This window comes from Geodermatophilus sp. SYSU D00079 (assembly GCF_054050635.1).
Genome location: NZ_JBJGZS010000003.1, coordinates 97,357 through 114,184, shown reverse-complemented (window position 1 = coordinate 114,184; position 16,828 = coordinate 97,357). Strand labels below are relative to the sequence as shown.

The 16,828-nt window shown below is 74.2% G+C and carries 17 protein-coding genes and 2 tRNA genes; 10 read left to right on the top strand and 9 right to left on the bottom strand.

Annotated elements, in window-relative coordinates:
• Positions 1 to 30 precede the first annotated feature (30 nt).
• Positions 31 to 1,110 carry a ThiF family adenylyltransferase gene (locus tag ACI79E_RS04275; protein ID WP_456931299.1) on the bottom strand — a complete coding sequence of 360 codons (1,080 nt, stop codon included), beginning with the start codon at positions 1,108 to 1,110 and terminating at the stop codon, positions 31 to 33.
• Positions 1,111 to 1,220: 110 nt separating this feature from the next.
• On the bottom strand, positions 1,221 to 1,373 hold the full coding sequence (locus ACI79E_RS04270; RefSeq protein ID WP_012950213.1) for a DUF5679 domain-containing protein: 153 nt from the start codon (positions 1,371 to 1,373) through the stop codon (positions 1,221 to 1,223).
• Between the two features lie 374 nt (positions 1,374 to 1,747).
• On the opposite strand from ACI79E_RS04270, the gene ACI79E_RS04265 reads away from it, so the two are divergent.
• Positions 1,748 to 2,416 carry a M48 metallopeptidase family protein gene (locus ACI79E_RS04265; RefSeq protein ID WP_456931298.1) on the top strand — a complete coding sequence of 223 codons (669 nt, stop codon included), beginning with the start codon at positions 1,748 to 1,750 and terminating at the stop codon, positions 2,414 to 2,416.
• 9 nt (positions 2,417 to 2,425) lie between these two features.
• On the opposite strand, the gene ACI79E_RS04260 is transcribed toward ACI79E_RS04265, so the two are convergent.
• Positions 2,426 to 3,814: a zinc-dependent metalloprotease gene (locus ACI79E_RS04260; RefSeq protein ID WP_456931297.1), complete on the bottom strand. Its 1,389-nt coding sequence runs from the start codon at positions 3,812 to 3,814 to the stop codon at positions 2,426 to 2,428.
• Positions 3,815 to 3,927: 113 nt separating this feature from the next.
• Between ACI79E_RS04260 and ACI79E_RS04255 the strand changes: the two genes are divergently transcribed.
• The 4 genes from ACI79E_RS04255 to ACI79E_RS04240 all read left to right on the top strand — a co-directional run bounded on the left by ACI79E_RS04255 (position 3,928) and on the right by ACI79E_RS04240 (position 8,932).
• Positions 3,928 to 4,950 carry a YlbL family protein gene (locus ACI79E_RS04255; RefSeq protein WP_456931296.1) on the top strand — a complete coding sequence of 341 codons (1,023 nt, stop codon included), beginning with the start codon at positions 3,928 to 3,930 and terminating at the stop codon, positions 4,948 to 4,950.
• Between the two features lie 212 nt (positions 4,951 to 5,162).
• On the top strand, positions 5,163 to 8,099 hold the full coding sequence (locus ACI79E_RS04250; protein ID WP_456931295.1) for a UPF0182 family membrane protein: 2,937 nt from the start codon (positions 5,163 to 5,165) through the stop codon (positions 8,097 to 8,099).
• A 113-nt stretch (positions 8,100 to 8,212) separates the two neighbouring features.
• A tRNA-Met gene (locus ACI79E_RS04245) sits at positions 8,213 to 8,286 on the top strand.
• A gap of 181 nt (positions 8,287 to 8,467) precedes the next feature.
• Positions 8,468 to 8,932: a CPBP family intramembrane glutamic endopeptidase gene (locus ACI79E_RS04240; RefSeq protein WP_456931294.1), complete on the top strand. Its 465-nt coding sequence runs from the start codon at positions 8,468 to 8,470 to the stop codon at positions 8,930 to 8,932.
• On the opposite strand, the gene ACI79E_RS04235 is transcribed toward ACI79E_RS04240, so the two are convergent.
• The 3 genes from ACI79E_RS04235 to ACI79E_RS04225 all read right to left on the bottom strand — a co-directional run bounded on the left by ACI79E_RS04235 (position 8,910) and on the right by ACI79E_RS04225 (position 10,687).
• Complete coding sequence (locus ACI79E_RS04235) at positions 8,910 to 9,677, bottom strand: DUF6544 family protein (RefSeq protein ID WP_456931293.1); 768 nt, start codon at positions 9,675 to 9,677, stop codon at positions 8,910 to 8,912. The two genes, ACI79E_RS04240 and ACI79E_RS04235, sit on opposite strands and share 23 nt — an antisense overlap.
• On the bottom strand, positions 9,674 to 10,114 hold the full coding sequence (locus tag ACI79E_RS04230; RefSeq protein WP_456931292.1) for a hypothetical protein: 441 nt from the start codon (positions 10,112 to 10,114) through the stop codon (positions 9,674 to 9,676). The genes ACI79E_RS04235 and ACI79E_RS04230 overlap by 4 nt, the downstream gene beginning before the upstream one ends.
• 165 nt (positions 10,115 to 10,279) lie before the next feature.
• Positions 10,280 to 10,687, bottom strand: coding sequence for a hypothetical protein (locus ACI79E_RS04225; RefSeq protein WP_456931291.1), 408 nt, complete (start codon positions 10,685 to 10,687; stop codon positions 10,280 to 10,282).
• Between the two features lie 102 nt (positions 10,688 to 10,789).
• On the opposite strand from ACI79E_RS04225, the gene ACI79E_RS04220 reads away from it, so the two are divergent.
• The 4 genes from ACI79E_RS04220 to ACI79E_RS04205 all read left to right on the top strand — a co-directional run bounded on the left by ACI79E_RS04220 (position 10,790) and on the right by ACI79E_RS04205 (position 12,802).
• Positions 10,790 to 10,863 (top strand) — tRNA-Met (locus ACI79E_RS04220).
• 133 nt (positions 10,864 to 10,996) lie between these two features.
• A complete protein-coding gene (locus ACI79E_RS04215) occupies positions 10,997 to 12,283 on the top strand; it encodes a cytochrome P450 (protein WP_456931290.1) in 1,287 nt (428 codons plus the stop codon).
• Complete coding sequence (locus ACI79E_RS04210; protein WP_456931289.1) at positions 12,283 to 12,474, top strand: ferredoxin; 192 nt, start codon at positions 12,283 to 12,285, stop codon at positions 12,472 to 12,474. Before ACI79E_RS04215 ends, ACI79E_RS04210 begins: the two co-directional genes overlap by 1 nt.
• Positions 12,475 to 12,514: 40 nt before the next feature.
• A complete protein-coding gene (locus tag ACI79E_RS04205) occupies positions 12,515 to 12,802 on the top strand; it encodes a GNAT family N-acetyltransferase (protein WP_456931288.1) in 288 nt (95 codons plus the stop codon).
• 15 nt (positions 12,803 to 12,817) lie between these two features.
• On the opposite strand, the gene ACI79E_RS04200 is transcribed toward ACI79E_RS04205, so the two are convergent.
• From ACI79E_RS04200 to ACI79E_RS04190, 3 genes are read right to left on the bottom strand one after another with little or no spacing between them, the layout of a single operon-like run.
• The gene (locus ACI79E_RS04200) at positions 12,818 to 13,327 is read right to left on the bottom strand and encodes a VOC family protein (RefSeq protein ID WP_456931287.1); all 510 of its coding nucleotides are present in this window, start codon (positions 13,325 to 13,327) and stop codon (positions 12,818 to 12,820) included.
• Between the two features lie 37 nt (positions 13,328 to 13,364).
• A complete protein-coding gene (locus ACI79E_RS04195; RefSeq protein ID WP_456931286.1) occupies positions 13,365 to 14,504 on the bottom strand; it encodes a cystathionine gamma-synthase in 1,140 nt (379 codons plus the stop codon).
• The gene (locus tag ACI79E_RS04190; RefSeq protein ID WP_456931285.1) at positions 14,501 to 15,895 is read right to left on the bottom strand and encodes a cystathionine beta-synthase; all 1,395 of its coding nucleotides are present in this window, start codon (positions 15,893 to 15,895) and stop codon (positions 14,501 to 14,503) included. The genes ACI79E_RS04195 and ACI79E_RS04190 overlap by 4 nt, the downstream gene beginning before the upstream one ends.
• Positions 15,896 to 15,993: 98 nt before the next feature.
• On the opposite strand from ACI79E_RS04190, the gene ACI79E_RS04185 reads away from it, so the two are divergent.
• Entirely contained in the window at positions 15,994 to 16,773 is a 780-nt protein-coding gene (locus tag ACI79E_RS04185; RefSeq protein ID WP_456931284.1) for an aldo/keto reductase, read from the top strand.
• Positions 16,774 to 16,828: the final 55 nt, after the last annotated feature.

Here is a 16,828-nt window from a genome sequence, read left to right as displayed (position 1 = left end):
AGGTGCAGCGCTGTCGGAGGCGACCTGGTGTCACCCCGGAGGAGCCGCCGCCCGCGTGCAGCCGCAGTCCGGGTGGGGAGGCCAGCGGCGGGTGCGCGGCAGGAGGTCGGGCACCCGCAGCTCCAGGGTCGCCCCCAGCGCCACCGGTGCAGCGCGACCGTCGAGGTAGGCGAGGGCCTGCACGGCCGCGACCACCGCCGTCATCACGCAGGTGACCGTGGCGCCGCCCGGCACCCCGCCGCCACTGGTCAGCTGAGCGGCCAGGGCCGGCCAGCGCGGGTCGGCGTCCCGACGGTGCAGGTCCGCGCAACGCAGGCAGCTGCTCACGCCGGGGACCACCAGGGGACCGACCACGCCGGTCTCGCCGCGGACGGTCGCCACCAGGTGCGGGACGCCACGGGCCTGGAGGTCCGCGGCCGCCGGGTCGGAGGCGGCCCAGGGGCCGGTGAGGACCGCGAGGTCGGGGGAGGTGCCGGCCGGCAGAGGCCGCAGGTCGGTCTGCGGGCTGGTCCGGCGGACGGCGTCGGCCGCCGCGAGGGCCCGGGGGCGCCCCTCGTCCGCCGCGCCGACCCCGCCGACGACGGCCTCCCCGGCGGCGACCAGGCCGTCGTCGCGGACGCTGACCCGACCCACACCACTGGCGGCCAGGAGACCGGCGAGGGGGACACCCACCCGGGTGGCCCCCTCGACCACCACCGCCGCGGCCCGACGGGCCTGCCACGCGGAGCCCGCCGGGAACCTGTCCGCGCCCGGCCCGGTCGCCGACGGCAGCTCCGCGCGCGTCCGGGCCGCGGCGGCCGGCCCCGCGTCGGCGGCCAGCAGGTCCGCGGCGTCGAGGTCGACCAGCAGCCCGGTGGCCCGCAGCCCGTCGAGCAGGGCGGCGACCGCCGCCGGGTCGTGGCCGGCCCGCACGGCCTCGGCCACCACGGTGCGCTGGGCCCGGCGCCCGTCGAGGCCGCGCAGCAGTGCGGTGAGGCCGGTGTCGGGGCCCACGAGCAGCCCGTCGGCCGTGTCGACCCCGCCCACCTGCACCGCCGCGTCGCCGGCGGGCGTGGTGGACCGCAGCAGGGGGACGGTCGGGGGGAGCAGGGGGTGGGCGGTCTCACTCACGCGGGCAGGGTGCCAGCGGGAGCGGCCGGCCCGCTGGCGTCGTCCACAGGCCGGGGACGACGACGGCGGCGCCCGCGGTGCGGGACGCCGCCGTCCGGGGCCCGGGGGTCTCAGGCCTTGCCGAGGATCCGGTTCATCTTCGTGCCGCACACGGGGCAGGTGCCCTGCGCCATGCGGCGGCCGGACTCGCTGACCTTGACCTCGCCGTCGAAGTCGCGCTTCTCCTTGCACTTCACGCAGTAGCCGTTGTAGCTCTCCGCCACGGTGCCTCCTCGTCGTCCGGACCTCTCGGCACCCGTCTCGGGCGCCGTTGCCGGAACGCTACCCGGCGCCGGGCGGGGTCCCCGGCCGACGGGGAGGTCCGCCGGCACCGTGGACCTCCAGCCTGTGGACAGACCTGTGGAGGGCGTGGGGACGCGGCGGCGTGTCGCTGTGCGCAGGCCGGGGACGGACCCGGGCGGAGGTCGGCGACCAGGGGTGCGATGTGCCTGCCGACCTGCGGGAACAGCGCGCCGGAGGGTGTGGACGGGGGACGTCCCCGGGACGGGCGCCGTCGTGTCCACCGTCCGTGCGACAAACGCGTGAGCAGGGGTGGGTCCGGGCGCGGACCGCAGGTCGGGGCAACTACGGTTCCTGCGTGCCCGGAACGACCCCCGACGCCCCGCACAGCCCCGTCCCCGCCGCCGCACCGCGGGAGGACCGCCGGGCTGCCCGCGCCGTCCCCGGCGCCGGGTCGGACCGCGGCCGGGCGGCGACGGTCCTGCCGGACGACGTGGAGGTGCGGCGCAGCGCCCGCCGCCGCCGGACGGTGACCGCCTACCGGGAGTCCGGCCGCACCGTGGTCCTCATCCCGGCGGCCTTCAGCCCCGCGGAGGAGCGCCGCTGGGTGGCGCAAATGGTCGCCAAGCTGCAGACCCGCGAGGAGCGCCGCCGGCGGTCCCTGGGCGGGGACGACGAGCTGATCGCCCGGGCCCGGGCGCTGTCGGAGGCCCACTTCGACGGTGTGCCGCAGCCGGCCAGCGTCCGCTGGGTCGACAACCAGCAGCGGCGCTGGGGGTCGTGCACGCCGGCCGACCGCACGATCCGGCTGTCCAGCCGGCTGCGCACGATGCCGGAGTACGTCGTGGACTACGTGCTCGTCCACGAGCTCGCGCACCTGATCGAGCCGAGCCACGACGCCCGCTTCTGGGCCCTCGTGGCGCGCTATCCCCGGGCCGAGCGGGCCCGCGGGTTCCTCGAGGGCGTCGAGGTCGCGCACGCCGGGGGCGAGAGCCCGTCGACCGGGGACGACGACCCGGTCGACTGAGGCCCGCGCTCAGCGCTGCGGACCCTCCCCGGGGTCGTCCCCGCGGTCCTCGGCGTCGTCGGCGGTGAGGGCGCGCAGCTCGTCGTCCACTCCCTGCCGGGCCACGAAGTCCAGCGGCTCGTCGAGGTCGTCGGAGGTGGGCAGCAGGTCGGGGTGGGACCACAGCCGGTCCCGCTCGGCGCTGCCGTGGCGCTGCGCCATCGCGCCCCAGACCGTGGCCGCGTCGCGCAGGCGGCGCGGGCGCAGCTGCAGGCCGACGAGGGTGGCGAAGGTCTGCTCGGCCGGGCCGCCGGAGGCCCGGCGGCGGCGCATCGTCTCGGCGAGCGCGCCGTGACCGGGCAGCCGCTCACCGGCGGCCGCGGCGACGACGGCGTCCACCCAGCCCTCGACCAGCGCCAGCAGGGTCTCCAGCCGGCGCAGCGCCATCTGCTGCTCCGGGGTCTCCTCCGGCTCCAGCAGGCCGCTGCCCAGGAGCTGCTGGATGCTCTCCGGATCGGTCGGGTCGATCCCGCCCATCGAGCCCATGGCCTCGCTGACGCCGCGCTCGATGGCCTCGCGGTCGACGGTGATGCCCCGCGCGTAGGCGTGCACGGCGTCGTGCAGCTGCTGGCGCAGCCACGGCACGTGGGCGAACAGCCGCTGGGAGGCGGCCTCGCGCAGCGCGAGGAACAGCCGCACCTCCTCGAGGGGGCGGTCGAGGCCGGTGGCGAACTCGGCGACGTTCTGCGGCAGCAGGACCCCGGAGCCGGCCGGTGCCAGGGGCAGCCCGACCTCGGTGCTGGTGAGGACCTCACCGGACAGCCGCCCGAGGGCCTGGCCGACCTGGGCGCCGAAGAGCACCCCGCCCATCCGGCCCATGAGCCCGCCCAGCGGCCCGGCCATGGCGGCGGCCTCGGGCGGCAGCGCGCCGGTCATGGCGGACACGACCCGCTCGGCGAGCGGGTCGATGAGGCTGCTCCACGCGGGCAGGGTCTGCTCCACCCACTCGACCCGCGACCACGCCAGTGGCCGGTCGACGCCCGAGGGCAGCTCCGTCACCTGGTCCAGCCACAGGTCGGCCAGCCGCAGCGCCTCGGCGACGGCGGTGCGCTCGGCCTCGGACGTCGGCTGCGACCCCGCGGCCAGCGAGCTGATCGCGCCCTGCCGGGCGAGGTCCCAGTTGACCGGGCCGCCCGACCAGCTCATGAGCTTCTGCAGCTCGGCGAACAGCGGCATCTTGGCGAGCAGCTCCTCCGGGGTACCCGCGCCCGCCCCACCGCCGCCGAAGAGGGCACCCAGCCCGAACGGGTCGTTCGCCGCTCCGGACCCGAAGGGATCGTTGCCGGCCCCCGATCCGGGCTCGCCGCGACGCTCGGGGTCGCGGTCGGGGACGCCGAAGCCGAACGGGAGATCGCTCATGCCCCCACGGTAGACGCGTGATCTTCACGCCGGGTCGCCGTCCGCCCGGAGCGGAACCGGGAACCCGCGGAGGCCGCGGCCGCGTCCAGGCGCGCGACATAGGCTCGCCGGTCGTGACCCGTCGGATCGCCGTCCTCAGCGTCGGTGTCGTGCTGCTGGTGGTCTTCGGTCTGCTCGGCGCCGCGGTGCCGGTGCCCTACGTCGCGCAGGTGCCCGGTCCGACGTTCGACACCCTGGGGGAGATCGACGGCGAGCCGGTGATCGCCGTCCAGGGGCGGGAGCGCAACGACGTCGAGGGGCAGCTGACGCTGACCACCGTGGGGGTCAGCCGTGCCGGCCTGAGTCTCGTGGAGGCGGTGCGGGGCTGGTTCGACGACGAGGTCAGCGTCGTCCCCGAGGAGACGGTCTACCCGTCGGGGCGCAGCGAGGAGGAGACCCGCGAGGCCAACCGGCAGGCGTTCCTGAGCTCCGAGGAGGCCGCCGAGGCCGCGGCGCTGGGCCGGCTGGGCTACCCGGTCAAGGTGGTCGTGCGGGGCCTGTCGGGCGACTCACCGTCCGAGGGGGTGCTGGAGGAGGGCGACGCGATCGACAGCGTCGACGGCCGCCCGACGCCGGACACGGCGGCGCTCGACGAGGTCCTGGGCTCGATCCCCGGCGGGTCGTCGGTCACCGTCGGCTACACCCGCCTGGGCGAGCCGGGGACGGCGACGGTGACCACCGGCACCGCCGAGGACGGCGGGGGCTCGCGGCTCGGGGTGCTCGTCCGCGAGCAGCCCTCCGCGCCGTTCGACGTCGACATCCGCGTGGCCGACGTCGGCGGGCCGTCGGCCGGGCTGATGCTCAGCCTCGGCATCCTCGACCTGGTCGGGGACACCGACCTCACCGGGGGCGCCCTGGTGGCCGGCACCGGGACCATCGACGCCGACGGCGACGTGGGCCCGATCGGTGGGATCCAGCTGAAGATGGTCGCCGCCGCCGACATCGGCGCGGAGCTGTTCCTGGTGCCGGCGGGCAACTGCGCCGACGCGCTGGCCGCGCCGCAGCAGGGGCTCACGACGGCCCGCGTCGCCACGCTCGACGACGCCCTCGAGGCCCTCGCCGACTTCCGTGCCGACCGCACCCCCGAATCCTGCTGAGGACGCCCGCGCCCCACGCCGTGGGCCGCGTGGGGGAAGCTGTCGCCCGGAGCGTGTGGTCGGGGAACCCGGCGCGGTCCCGCGCGTTGGTCTGGGTTGACGGACCGCGCCGGCGACCGGGTCGGCCGGCCCGGCCACCCGCGGCCGGCAACCCCGTGGCTGCCCGCCACGACCGCAACTGAAGGAGACCGCTCGTGGCCATGCGGCCCCCCGTGTCCGTGCCGACACTCTCGCGGCGCGCGAAGGTGGTCATCGGGGCCATCGCCGTGCTGCTGGTGCTGTTCACGGCCATCGGGACACTCACCAACGTCTACGTCGACTACCTCTGGTTCGACGAGACCGGTTACACCGAGGTCTTCTGGACCGAGCTGCAGACGCGTGCCCTGCTGTTCGCCATCGCCGGCGTCGCCACCGGTGGCCTCACCGCGCTGTCCATCTACCTGGCCTACCGCTTCCGGCCCACGTTCCGGCCGATGTCGCTGGAGCAGCAGAACCTCGAGCGCTACCGCCAGTCGCTGGAGCCGCGCCGCACCCTGGTGCTCAGCGCCGTCGCCGTCGTCCTGGGCCTGTTCGCCGGGTTCACCGCCCAGAGCAACTGGGAGACGTGGCTGACCTTCCGGAACTCCACCGACTTCGGCCAGACCGACCCGCAGTTCGGCCTCGACATCTCCTTCTTCGTCTTCGACTACCCCTTCTACCGGCTGCTGCTGGGCTTCGGCTTCGCGATCGTGCTGCTGTCGCTGATCGGGGCGCTGCTGACCCACTACGTCTTCGGCGGGCTGCGGTTGCAGACGCCGGGGCAGAAGCTGACCTCGGCGGCGATGATCCAACTGTCGGTCCTGCTCGGGCTGTTCGTCGCCCTCAAGGCCCTGGCCTACTGGCTGGACCGCTACGGGCTGGTCTACTCCGACCGGGGCGAGCTGTTCGCTGGCGCCAGCTACACCGACGTCAACGCCCTGCTGCCGGCCAAGACGATCCTGGTGTTCGCCGCGGCGGTCTGCGCGATCGCCTTCTTCGCCAACGTCGTCGTCCGCAACTTCCGGCTGCCGGCCGCCGCGCTGGTGCTGCTCCTGCTGTCCAGCCTGGTCATCGGCGTGGCCTACCCCGCGATCGTGCAGCAGTTCGTGGTCCGGCCCAGCGCCGACCAGCGGGAGTCGGACTACATCGAGCGGGCGATCGCCTCGACCCGGCAGGCCTACGACCTCGCCGACGTCGAGTACATCGACTACGCGCAGGAGAGCACCGGCGACGAGGTGGACACGCAGGCGGCGCTGGCCGAGCTGCGCAACGACACCGAGACGATCCCCAACGCCCGGCTGCTGGACCCCAACGTCCTCTCCGACACGTTCACCGCGCGCCAGCAGATCCGCAACGTCTACGGCTTCCCCGAGAAGCTCGACATCGACCGGTACACGATCGACGGCGAGACCCGCGACTACGTCGTGGCCGTCCGTGAGCTCGACAGCGAGGGCCTGTCGGAGAACCAGGACACCTGGATCAACCGGCACACCGTCTACACCCACGGCAACGGCTTCGTCGCCGCCCCGGCCAACGAGGTCGTGGCGGGGCAGGAGGGCGGCGAGCCGAACTTCACCACCCGTGACCTGCCCACGGTCGGCACCATCGACGTCGAGCAGCCGCGGATCTACTACGGCGAGCTGATCGACGACTACTCGGTCGTGGGCGCTCCCTCGGGGTCCACCCCGCGCGAGTTCGACCAGCCCGAGGACGGCTCCGACGAGGGGCAGATCAACAACACCTACGACGGCGAGGGCGGCGTCGCGATCGGCAGCTTCTTCCGCCAGCTGACCTTCGCGATCTACTACCGGGAGCGCAACTTCCTGCTCTCCAGCGCGGTCAACGACGCCTCGAAGGTGCTCTACGTGCGCGACCCGCGGGAGCGCGTGGAGAAGGCCGCGCCGTTCCTCGAGGTGGACGGCGACCCGTACCCGGCGGTCATCGACGGCCGGGTCACCTGGATCCTCGACGGCTACACGACGTCGGACTCCTACCCGTACTCGGAGTCGATGGAGCTCGGTGAGGCCGCGTCCGACGCGCTGACCGGCACGGGGACGACGGCGCTGCCCAACGAGCAGTTCAACTACATCCGCAACTCGGTCAAGGCCACCGTGGACGCCTACGACGGCACGGTGACCCTCTACGAGTGGGACGAGCAGGACCCGGTCCTCGAGACGTTCATGAAGTCCTTCCCCGGCGTGATCGAGACCCGCGACCAGATGTCCGACGAGCTGGTCGGGCACGTCCGCTACCCGGAGGACCTGTTCAAGCTGCAGCGGGACATCCTGACCCGCTACCACGTCAGCGACCCGGTCGACTTCTACAACCAGAACGACCGCTGGCAGGTGCCGGCCGACCCGACGCAGGACACCCAGGAGGCCCAGCCGCCGTACTACATCCTGGCGCAGCGGCCCGGTGACGAGCAGGCCAGCTTCCAGTTGACCAGCGCGCTCAACGCCTTCCGCCGCGAGAACCTCTCGTCGTTCATCTCCGCGTCCAGCGACCCGGAGACCTACGGGGAGATCCAGGTGCTGCGGCTGCCGGGCAACACGCCCTTCCGCGGTCCGCAGCAGGTGCAGCAGTCGTTCATCACCAACAACCAGGTGCGCCCGGACCTCACGCTGTTCAACAGCCAGGAGTCGCGGGCGGTGTTCGGCAACCTGCTGACCCTGCCGATCGGCGGCAACGGCCTGCTCTACGTGGAGCCGCTGTACGTGGAGGGCACGGGGGAGAACTCCTTCCCGCTGCTGCAGAAGGTGCTGGTCAACTACGGCGACCGGGTCGGCTACGCCAACACGCTGGCCGAGGCGCTGGACCAGGTGTTCGGCGCCGGGGCGGGGGAGTCGGCCACCGACAGCGACGGGACGCCGACGCAGCCCACGACGCCCGCGGAGCCGACCACCCCGGCGGAGCCGACCACGCCCGCCGACCCGGCCCCCGACGCGGGTGGGACGCCGGACGTCCCGGCGATGGAGCAGGCGGTCGGCGCCATCAACGCCGCCCTGCAGGCGCTGGAGAACGCGCAGCGCAACGGCGACTTCGCCGCGCAGGGCCAGGCGCTGGCCGACCTCCAGACCGCCGTGGAGGCCTACCAGGCCGCCCAGGGCGCCGCGGCCTCGCCGGGCGGCTGAGCACCCGCACGGGGACGAGGTGGGCCGCCGGTCTGCCCCGTCCCCGTGTGGGGGAGCCCACCCCGGGGCCGGGTGCGCACGCCCCGGCCGAGGGGGTACGCTGGTCCTACCGACGCGGGGTGGAGCAGCTCGGTAGCTCGCTGGGCTCATAACCCAGAGGTCGCAGGTTCGAATCCTGCCCCCGCTACTCACCAGGGGTCCGGAAACCGGTCCCTGACAGCGAAGACCGGCGCAATCGCGCCGGTCTTCGCTGCGTTGCGGACCGTTTCCCGGACTCTTCCGATCGGCTGGACCACCCCTGCCTACGAGGTCGGTGCCCGGTCTCAGGGGGTCGGACTGGCGATCCGGGCGGCGGTTGGGCTGTTGGGGTGCCGGTGACGCCAAGCGGCGACGCTGTGCGCGGCCCCGTGATGCGCGGTGTGGTCCTGCGTGCGTTCGTCGGCCGGCGCGCCTGGCGGGCCGCGATCGCCTCCGGCGTGGCTTTCGGTCTGCTGCACCTGGTGGTCCGGGCGTGGGGGCGGCCGTTGGGCGAGGTGCTGCCCCTGGTCGTCGTCACCTCGCTCCTCGGCATCGGTCACGCCTGTGTCCGGCTGCGCACGGGCACCGTGTGGGCACCGCTGGCCCTGCACGCGCTGTTCGACGTCCTGCAGGACGCGGGATCGGCCGGTGCGGTGCTCGGTCAGGGGCCGGCCACAGCCGTCCTGCTCGCCTGCGGTCACCTATCCGCTCTACGGACTGTGGCTGCTGCGAGGTGGCCGCATCCTCGGCCGCTGATCGATGCGTCGCCCGGCCAGGCCGGGTGGGTGCATCTCATCGAAAGGTGGCCCCAGTGATCTGGGCTCGGAAGAACTCGCCTTCCGCGTGCCGGTCCGTTCCCCACCACCAGCCCGCGCGGAGGACCGAGCCGATGGTGACGCCGGTGAAGGTCTGTTCGGCCTCGATGGCGACACCAAACGGGTAACGCCCGAACGGTGCCCCGTTGGGATTGCCCCAGCGCTGCATGAGCACGCCGAGCAGCCGGCCGTCCGGACCGATGTGGAGTTCGGCGCTCTCGTCCTGGCCGTCGATGCGCCAGGTGACGACGACGTGGTCGCCGTCGGAGCCGGGCGTCCAGGTCGCGGCGGGGAAGGCGGTCGGTACCAGGACCATCTCACCGGCCAGGCGGCCGGCGGCGCTGCGGGTGACGTCAGCACCGGTGGCGGACATCACAGGGATGAGCCCGCCCAGCCGCCAGCGCATCTGGCCTGATCCGGAGCTGAGCCGGTCGAACCCGGTCACCGGGATCCCGAGGAGTCGAGCGGTCGCCGCCCAGATGAAGCCTCGGGGCGGGGCGAGCACCTGGCGCGCGGTGAACGGCCGCCACGCGCCGAGGCGGATCTGTCCGCGCATGGCCAGCTCCACCGACTGCCACAGCGGGGTCCCGGGGGAGATCGCGTGGGTCAGCCAGCGGCGTGCCGGCTCCGGCAGACCGGCGACCATCGAGGGCTCGAAGGTCCCGACCTCGTCCGAGCTGCTGCTGAGAAGGTCCCACTCCCGTCCCACGCTGCGCGCAGCCCAGGGCGCCGAGGAGCCGGTCACCGCCTTCCTCCTGCGTCCGGCCGCCTCGGTCTGTGGTGTGACGCGGCGACGGCGGCCGCGACGGCGATCAGCACGGCAGCGTCGACCACCAGTCCGGCCAGCGCGATCGAGGCCGAGGGCAGCAGCACGGCGATCGACACCAGGGCGGCGAGCAGACCGACCGGTCGCCACGCGGGGCTCCCCCCAACGAGCAGGACCGCGGTCAGCAGGAACAGCAGCGTAGCCGCCAGCCAGAGGCCTCCCACGATCATCCCGGGCAGTGGACCGGGCGCCGGAGAGACGTCGTCGTAGCGGAGCTCACCGGGCTGTCCCCACCGCCACAGCAGCGCTACACCCAACAGGTGGATCAGCCCGTGCCCCGCCAGCACCAGGGCCGCTGCCCCCCGCAGTGACCGTTGCGCAGGTGACCGCACCTTCGGCGAGTGGGAGGCCGTCATCCGAGGGACCGTAGACGCCGCCGTCCCCGTCGCGGGCAGGGGTGCGGCCGTTCCCCGCCACCACCAGACAGTGGCCCTCACAGTTCTTGTGAGGGCCACTGTCGTCTGTGTGTCCCCTCGAGCAGCCGTGCAGGTCCGCTCGAGCGGGCCGGCCGGGCCGCGGAGTCAGACGGCGGTCAGCCAGTCGACGAGCCCGGTGCGACGGGGCCGCGGGACGGCGGGCGGTGCCGGGCGGCGGTCCGCGGCCGGCAGCAGCGGGTGCCGACCGGTGTCGCCGTCCGCGGGCGGCCGCACCGGACCGGCCACCACCGCGGGCTCCGCAGCGGGCCGTGGCGCCGGGACGGCCGGTGCGGGTGCCGCTACGGCGGCCGGGGTCGGCAGGCGCAGGTGCGCGAGGTCGGTCCAGGCGGTGTGTCGCAGCCCGCCCACGACGCAGCGGACGCGGATGCGGCACGTGCCGGTCTCGTCGAACCGCCAGCCGAGCAGGTCGCCGGGGAACCAGTGGCCGGCGTGGAACACCTCCACCGGCTGCGGGTCGCCGAGGAAGCTGCTCGTCGCCACCTCCGCCGTCACGGCCGCGACTGTAAGTGTCGGAACCACTCTTGAGCGTGAGGCTCGCGAGCGCCGGAGGGGCCCGGCGCCGCGGTCGGAACGGCGTGTATGGTGGAGGTGCGACGCGGGGTGGAGCAGCTCGGTAGCTCGCTGGGCTCATAACCCAGAGGTCACAGGTTCGAATCCTGTCCCCGCTACTCCTCGCGGAGGGCCCGGTCACCACGGTGACCGGGCCCTCTGTCGTTCGACGGCGCGCCCGGTGTGTTGTGCGTCACCCCCGCGTCTCTCTAGCGTTCCGGTCACCGCTGACCGTCCGCGAGGAGAGCGCCCGTGTCCGTCGAGACCCCCGCCGTTCCCGTCGACCTGGACGCCGTCGACCTGTCCGACCGGGACTGGTGGGCGGGGCCGCCGTCGGTCCGCCACGCCACGTTCGCCGCGCTCCGCCGCGAGCGGCCGTGGGCCTTCTACGCCGAGCCGGTCATGCCGATGCTGCCGGTGGGCCCCGGCTACACCGCGGTCACCCGCTACGCCGACGTCGAGGCGATCAGCTCGCAGCCGGCGGTGTTCTGCTCCGGGCAGGGGGCGGTCTCCATCCAGGACATCCCGGCCGACCTCAACGAGTTCTACGGGTCGCTGATCAGCATGGACGACCCCCGGCACGCCAAGATCCGCCGGATCGTGTCGAAGACCTTCACCCCGCGGATGCTGGAGCAGGTCCTCGACTCGGTGCGCGCCGTGGTCGACGACGTCCTCGCCGGGGCCCGGCGGACGGCGGCGGCGAACGGCGGGGCCATCGACGTCGTCGCCGACATCGCGGCACCGGTCCCACTGCGGGTCATCTGCGACATGATGGGCATCCCCGAGGAGCACCGCGCCGGCGTGCTGGCCCAGTCGAACATCATCCTGTCCGGCGGCGACCCCGACCTCATCGAGGACCAGGACGACCCGCTGCACGCCTTCCTGGTCGCGGGTATGGAGCTGGCCGCGCTCATGGAGGGGCTGGCCGCCGAGCGGCTCGCGCACCCCCGCCAGGACCTCACCACCGCGCTGGTCACCACCGAGGTGGACGGCGAGCAGCTCTCGCACCAGGAGATCGCGTCGTTCTTCATCCTCCTGCTGGTGGCCGGCAACGAGACCACCCGCAACGCCATCTCCCAGGGCGTCCTCGCGCTGCACGAGCACCCCGCCCAGCGGGAGCGCTGGCGGGCCGACCCCGGCCTGGACCGCACCGCCGTCGAGGAGGTGGTGCGCTGGACCAGCCCGGTCACCTGGATGCGCCGCACCGCCACGCGGGACGGCGAGGTCAACGGCCACCGGTTCGCCGCCGGCGACAAGTTCCTGCTGTTCTACGCCTCGGCCAACCGCGACCCCGAGGTGTTCCGCGACCCCGAGGTGTTCGACCTGGCCCGCGACCCCAACCCGCACGTCGGCTTCGGCTCGAAGGGGCCGCACTTCTGCCTGGGGGCGCACCTGGCGCGGCGGGAGCTGGCCGTCACCTTCCGTGCCCTCTTCGACCAGCTGCCCGACCTGGAGGTCACCGGCGAGCCCGACCGGCTGCGCTCCTCCTTCGTCAACGGCATCAAGCGGCTGCCGGCGCGGCTGTCGGCGGTCGGCTGATGCGGGTCACGGCCGACCTCGAGCGCTGCGTGGGCTCGGGCACCTGCGAGGCCCTGGCGCCCGCGGTGTTCGAGGTGGGGGACGACGGCGTCGTCCGGGTGCTGCGGCCCGAACCCGGCACGGGGGAGGAGTCCGACGTCCGGGAGGCCGTCGCGCAGTGCCCGACCCGCGCGCTGGCGCTGTCCGGGTGACCGGCGGAACAGCGCCGGGCCGGCGCGGGTTGCCGCGACCATGGAGCTGACCGTCCGGGACGTCCCGGGAGCCGACCGCTACGAGATCCGCGACGGGGAGCGCGTCCTCGGCCTGGCCGCCTACCAGCGCGACGGGGACCGGGTGGTGTTCACCCACACCGAGGTTGACCCCGACCAGGAGGGCAGCGGTGTGGGCAGCACGCTGGCCCGCGGCGCGCTGGACGACGTCCGGTCGCGCGGGCTGCGGGCCGTGCCCCGGTGCTCGTTCATCCGCGGCTGGATCGAGCGGCACCCCGAGTACGCCGACCTGGTCGACGCGGCCCGGTGACCGGGCGGCGGCCGGCTACAGGACGTGGTGTCCGTACATCTCGCCCAGCGGGTCGGCGATGAGCTCGATGCGGGCGCCGTCGGGGTCGCGGAAGTAGACCGAGACGCCGCTGTGCACCTCGTGCGGCACGCCCGCCTCCTCCAGCCGCCGCACCAGCTCCTCCCACCGCTGCGGCTCGACGCTGATCGCCATGTGGTGCAGGCCGCCGAGGACCTCGGCGTAGGGGCCCACGTCGAGGCCCGGGAAGTCGAAGAACGCGACGAGGTTGCCGTTGCCGATGTCGAAGAAGAAGTGCGACGACCCCGGGTAGTCGCGGTTCTCGATCAGCTCGGTGAGCGGGAAGCCGAGGACGTCCTGGTAGAAGCGGACGGTCCGCTCGACGTCGCTGCTGATGAGCGCGGTGTGGTGCAGCCCCCGCGCGGTCGAGGCGGGGCGCTCTCCGGCCGGCTTGAGGTGGGCGTCGCGGATGCGGGCGCGCTGCTGCTCGATCGCGGCGAGGTCGGGCGTGCGGTCGGTCGTGGTCACGGGGGCATCCTCCCCGGCCGCGGCGACGGGGTCACGCTCAGGCGAGGGCCTGTTCCAGGTCGGCCAGCAGGTCCTCGACGTCCTCGATGCCCACCGACAGCCGGACCAGGTCCGCCGGCACCTCCAGCGGCGACCCGGCGGCACTGGCGTGGGTCATCCGGCCGGGGTGCTCGATGAGCGACTCCACGCCGCCCAGGGACTCCGCGAGGGTGAACACCCGCGCCCGCTCGCAGACCCGCAGCGCCGCCTCCTCGCCACCGGCCAGCCGGAACGACAGCATCCCGCCCGAGCCGGACATCTGCTTCACGGCGATGTCGTGCCCGGGGTGGTCGGGCAGGCCCGGGTAGAGCACCGAGGTGACCGCGTCGGAGTCCAGCAGGAACTCCGCGATGCGGGCGGCGTTGGCCTGGTGGCGGTCCATGCGCACGCCGAGGGTCTTGAGGCCGCGCAGCACCAGCCACGAGTCGAACGGGCCGGCCACGGCGCCCATCGCGTTGTGGTGGAAGGCCAGCCGCTCGGCGAGGTCGGCGTCCTCGCCGACGACGAGGGCGCCGCCGACGACGTCGGAGTGCCCGCCCAGGTACTTGGTGGTCGAGTGCACGACGACGTCCGCCCCGAGGGTCAGCGGCTGCTGCAGGTAGGGCGAGGCGAAGGTGTTGTCGACGACGAGCAGCGCGCCCGCCTCGTGCGCGACCTCGGCCACCAGGGCGATGTCGGCGATGTTGAGCAGCGGGTTGGTCGGGGTCTCGCACCACACGACCCGCGTGGTCGGCCGGATCGCCGCCCGCAGCGCGTCGACGTCGTTGAGGTCGGCCGGGGTGTGCTCCACGCCCCACCGCGCGGCCACCTTCGAGATCAGCCGGTACGTGCCGCCGTAGGCGTCCCCGCCGAGGACGACGTGGCTGCCGGGTTCGCAGACGGTGCGCAGCAGGGTGTCCTCGGCGGCGAGGCCCGAGGCGAAGGCCAGGCCCGCGGTGCCCTGCTCCAGCGCGGCCAGCGCCTCCTGCAGCGCCGTCCGGGTCGGGTTGCCGCTGCGGCTGTACTCGTATCCGCCGCGCAGGCCGCCGACGCCGTCCTGCTTGTAGGTCGTCGTGAGGTGCACGGGGACGATGACCGCCCCGGTGGCCGGGTCGGGCTCCTGCCCGGCGTGGATCGCGCGGGTGTTGAAACCGGTCATGCGCCGACCGTAGGCGTGAGCCCGGCCAGGTGCCCCAGCACGTCCTGCCGGGTGACCACGCCGGCCGGCTTGCCGTCGACGTGCACCAGCAGCGCGTCCGCGGCGCCCAGCGCCGCCACCGCCGCGTTGACCGCCTCGCCCGAGCCGATGATGGGCAGCGGCGCCGACATGTGCCGCTCCACCCGGTCGCCGAGCCGGGCGCGGCCCTCGAACAGCGCGTCGAGCAGCGTCTTCTCGTCGACCGAGCCGACCACCTCGCCGGCGGTCACCGGCGGCTCGGCGCGCACCACCGGCAGCTGGCTGACGCCGTACTCGCGCAGGATGTCGATCGCCTCGCGGACGGTCTCGTTGGGGTGGGTGTGCACCAGCGTCGGCGTCTCGCCGGACTTGCTGCGCAGCAGCTCGCCGACGGTCTCCCCGCCGGTGGCGTCGAGGAAGCCGTAGTCGGCCATCCACTCGTCGCTGAAGATCTTGCCGAGGTAGCCCCGGCCGCCGTCGGGCAGCAGGACGACGAGGACGTCATCCCGGGTCAGCCCCTCGGCGGCGCGCAGCGCGGCGACCACGGCCATCCCGCAGGAGCCGCCGACCAGCAGCCCCTCCTCGCGGGCCAGCCGCCGGGTCATCGCGAAGGAGTCGCCGTCGCTGACGGCGATCACCTCGTCGGCGATGGTGCGGTCGTAGGTGGAGGGCCAGAAGTCCTCGCCGACGCCCTCGACCAGGTACGGCCGGCCGGTGCCGCCGGAGTAGACCGACCCCTCCGGGTCGGCGCCGATGACGCGCACCCGCCCGCCGGAGGCCTCCTTGAGGTAGCGCCCGGTGCCGCTGATCGTGCCGCCGGTGCCCATGCCGGTGACGAAGTGGGTGACCCGGCCCTCGGTCTGCGCCCAGATCTCCGGCCCGGTGGTCTCGTAGTGGGACCGCGGGTTGGCCGGGTTGGAGTACTGGTCGGGCTTCCACCCGCCGGGCGTCTCGCGGGTGAGCCGGTCGGACACCGAGTAGTAGGAGCGCGGGTCGGCGGGGTCGACGGCGGTGGGGCAGACGACGACCTCCGCGCCGTAGGCCTTGAGCACGTTGATCTTCTCCTGGCCCACCTTGTCGGGGCAGACGAAGATGCAGCGGTACCCGCGCTGCTGGGCCACCAGCGCCAGGCCGATGCCGGTGTTGCCGCTGGTCGGCTCCACGATGGTGCCGCCCGGTCGCAGCGCGCCGCTGGCCTCGGCGGCGTCGACCATGCGCACGGCGATGCGGTCCTTCACCGAGCCGCCGGGGTTGAGGTACTCGACCTTGGCGAGCACGAGCGGCGCGTCGGGGCCCAGGTCGCGGGTGACGGAGGTGAGCCGCACCAGCGGGGTGTTGCCGACCAGGTCGATCACGGACTCGGCGTACTGCACGGGGCCTCCAGACGGGCGGGGTGGACCCCGCCATCCCACCAGACGGCCGGCGCCCGTGCGGGGGTGTCGTCCGGCGGCGGGCCGGGCACCGGGTCGGCATGACCGAGACCGTCCCGACGGTGCCGCTCCCCGGCGGCGGCAGCATGCCCCTGCTCGGCTTCGGCACCTGGCAGCTGACCGGGTCCACCTGCTACGACGCCGTCCGCACCGCCCTGGACGCCGGCTACCGGCACCTGGACACCGCGACCATGTACCGCAACGAGGCCGACGTCGGGCGGGCGCTGCGCGACTCCGGCATCGACCGCGACGAGGTCTTCGTGACCACCAAGCTGCACCCCCGGGACGCCGACCGCGCCGACCGGACCCTGGCCGCGTCGCTGGACGCGCTGGGGCTCGACGCGGTGGACCTGTGGCTGGTCCACTGGCCGCCCCGCGACGCCGGTGAGGCCCTGTGGGAACGCTTCGTCGCCGCCCGGGAGGCCGGCCGTGCCCGGGCCGTCGGGGTGAGCAACCACTCGCTGGAGCAGGTCGACCGGCTGGCACGGGCGACCGGGGTGGTGCCGCAGGTGAACCAGGTCAGCTGGGCGCCGGCGCGCTACGACGCCGCGGTCGAGGCAGGGCACCGGGAGCGCGGGATCGTCCTCGAGGGCTACAGCCCGTTCCTGAACAGCGACCTCACCGACCCCGTGCTGCGGGAGGTCGCCGAGGTCCACGGCGTCACCCCGGCGCAGGTGGTGCTGCGCTGGCACGTGCAGCACGGCGTCGTCGTCATCCCCCGGTCGGCCAGCCCGGAGCGGATCCGCGCCAACCTCGCCGTCGGGGGCTTCGCCCTGACCGACGAGGAGGTCGCGCGCATCGACGGCCTGTCGCGGGGCTGAGCTCGAGGTCCCCGGCCCCGCCTTGCCGCCCCGGCCGGCGGGCCCGACGCTGGGG

Excerpts from the sequence above, each read along its gene's own strand:
- ACI79E_RS04260 (WP_456931297.1), bottom strand. The coding sequence starts at position 3,814 with ATGAGCGATCTCCCGTTCGGCTTCGGCGTCCCCGACCGCGACCCCGAG.
- ACI79E_RS04230 (WP_456931292.1), bottom strand. The coding sequence starts at position 10,114 with ATGACGGCCTCCCACTCGCCGAAGGTGCGGTCACCTGCGCAACGGTCA.
- ACI79E_RS04210 (WP_456931289.1), top strand. The coding sequence starts at position 12,283 with ATGCGGGTCACGGCCGACCTCGAGCGCTGCGTGGGCTCGGGCACCTGC.
- ACI79E_RS04205 (WP_456931288.1), top strand. The coding sequence starts at position 12,515 with ATGGAGCTGACCGTCCGGGACGTCCCGGGAGCCGACCGCTACGAGATC.
- ACI79E_RS04195 (WP_456931286.1), bottom strand. The coding sequence starts at position 14,504 with ATGACCGGTTTCAACACCCGCGCGATCCACGCCGGGCAGGAGCCCGAC.
- ACI79E_RS04185 (WP_456931284.1), top strand. The coding sequence starts at position 15,994 with ATGACCGAGACCGTCCCGACGGTGCCGCTCCCCGGCGGCGGCAGCATG.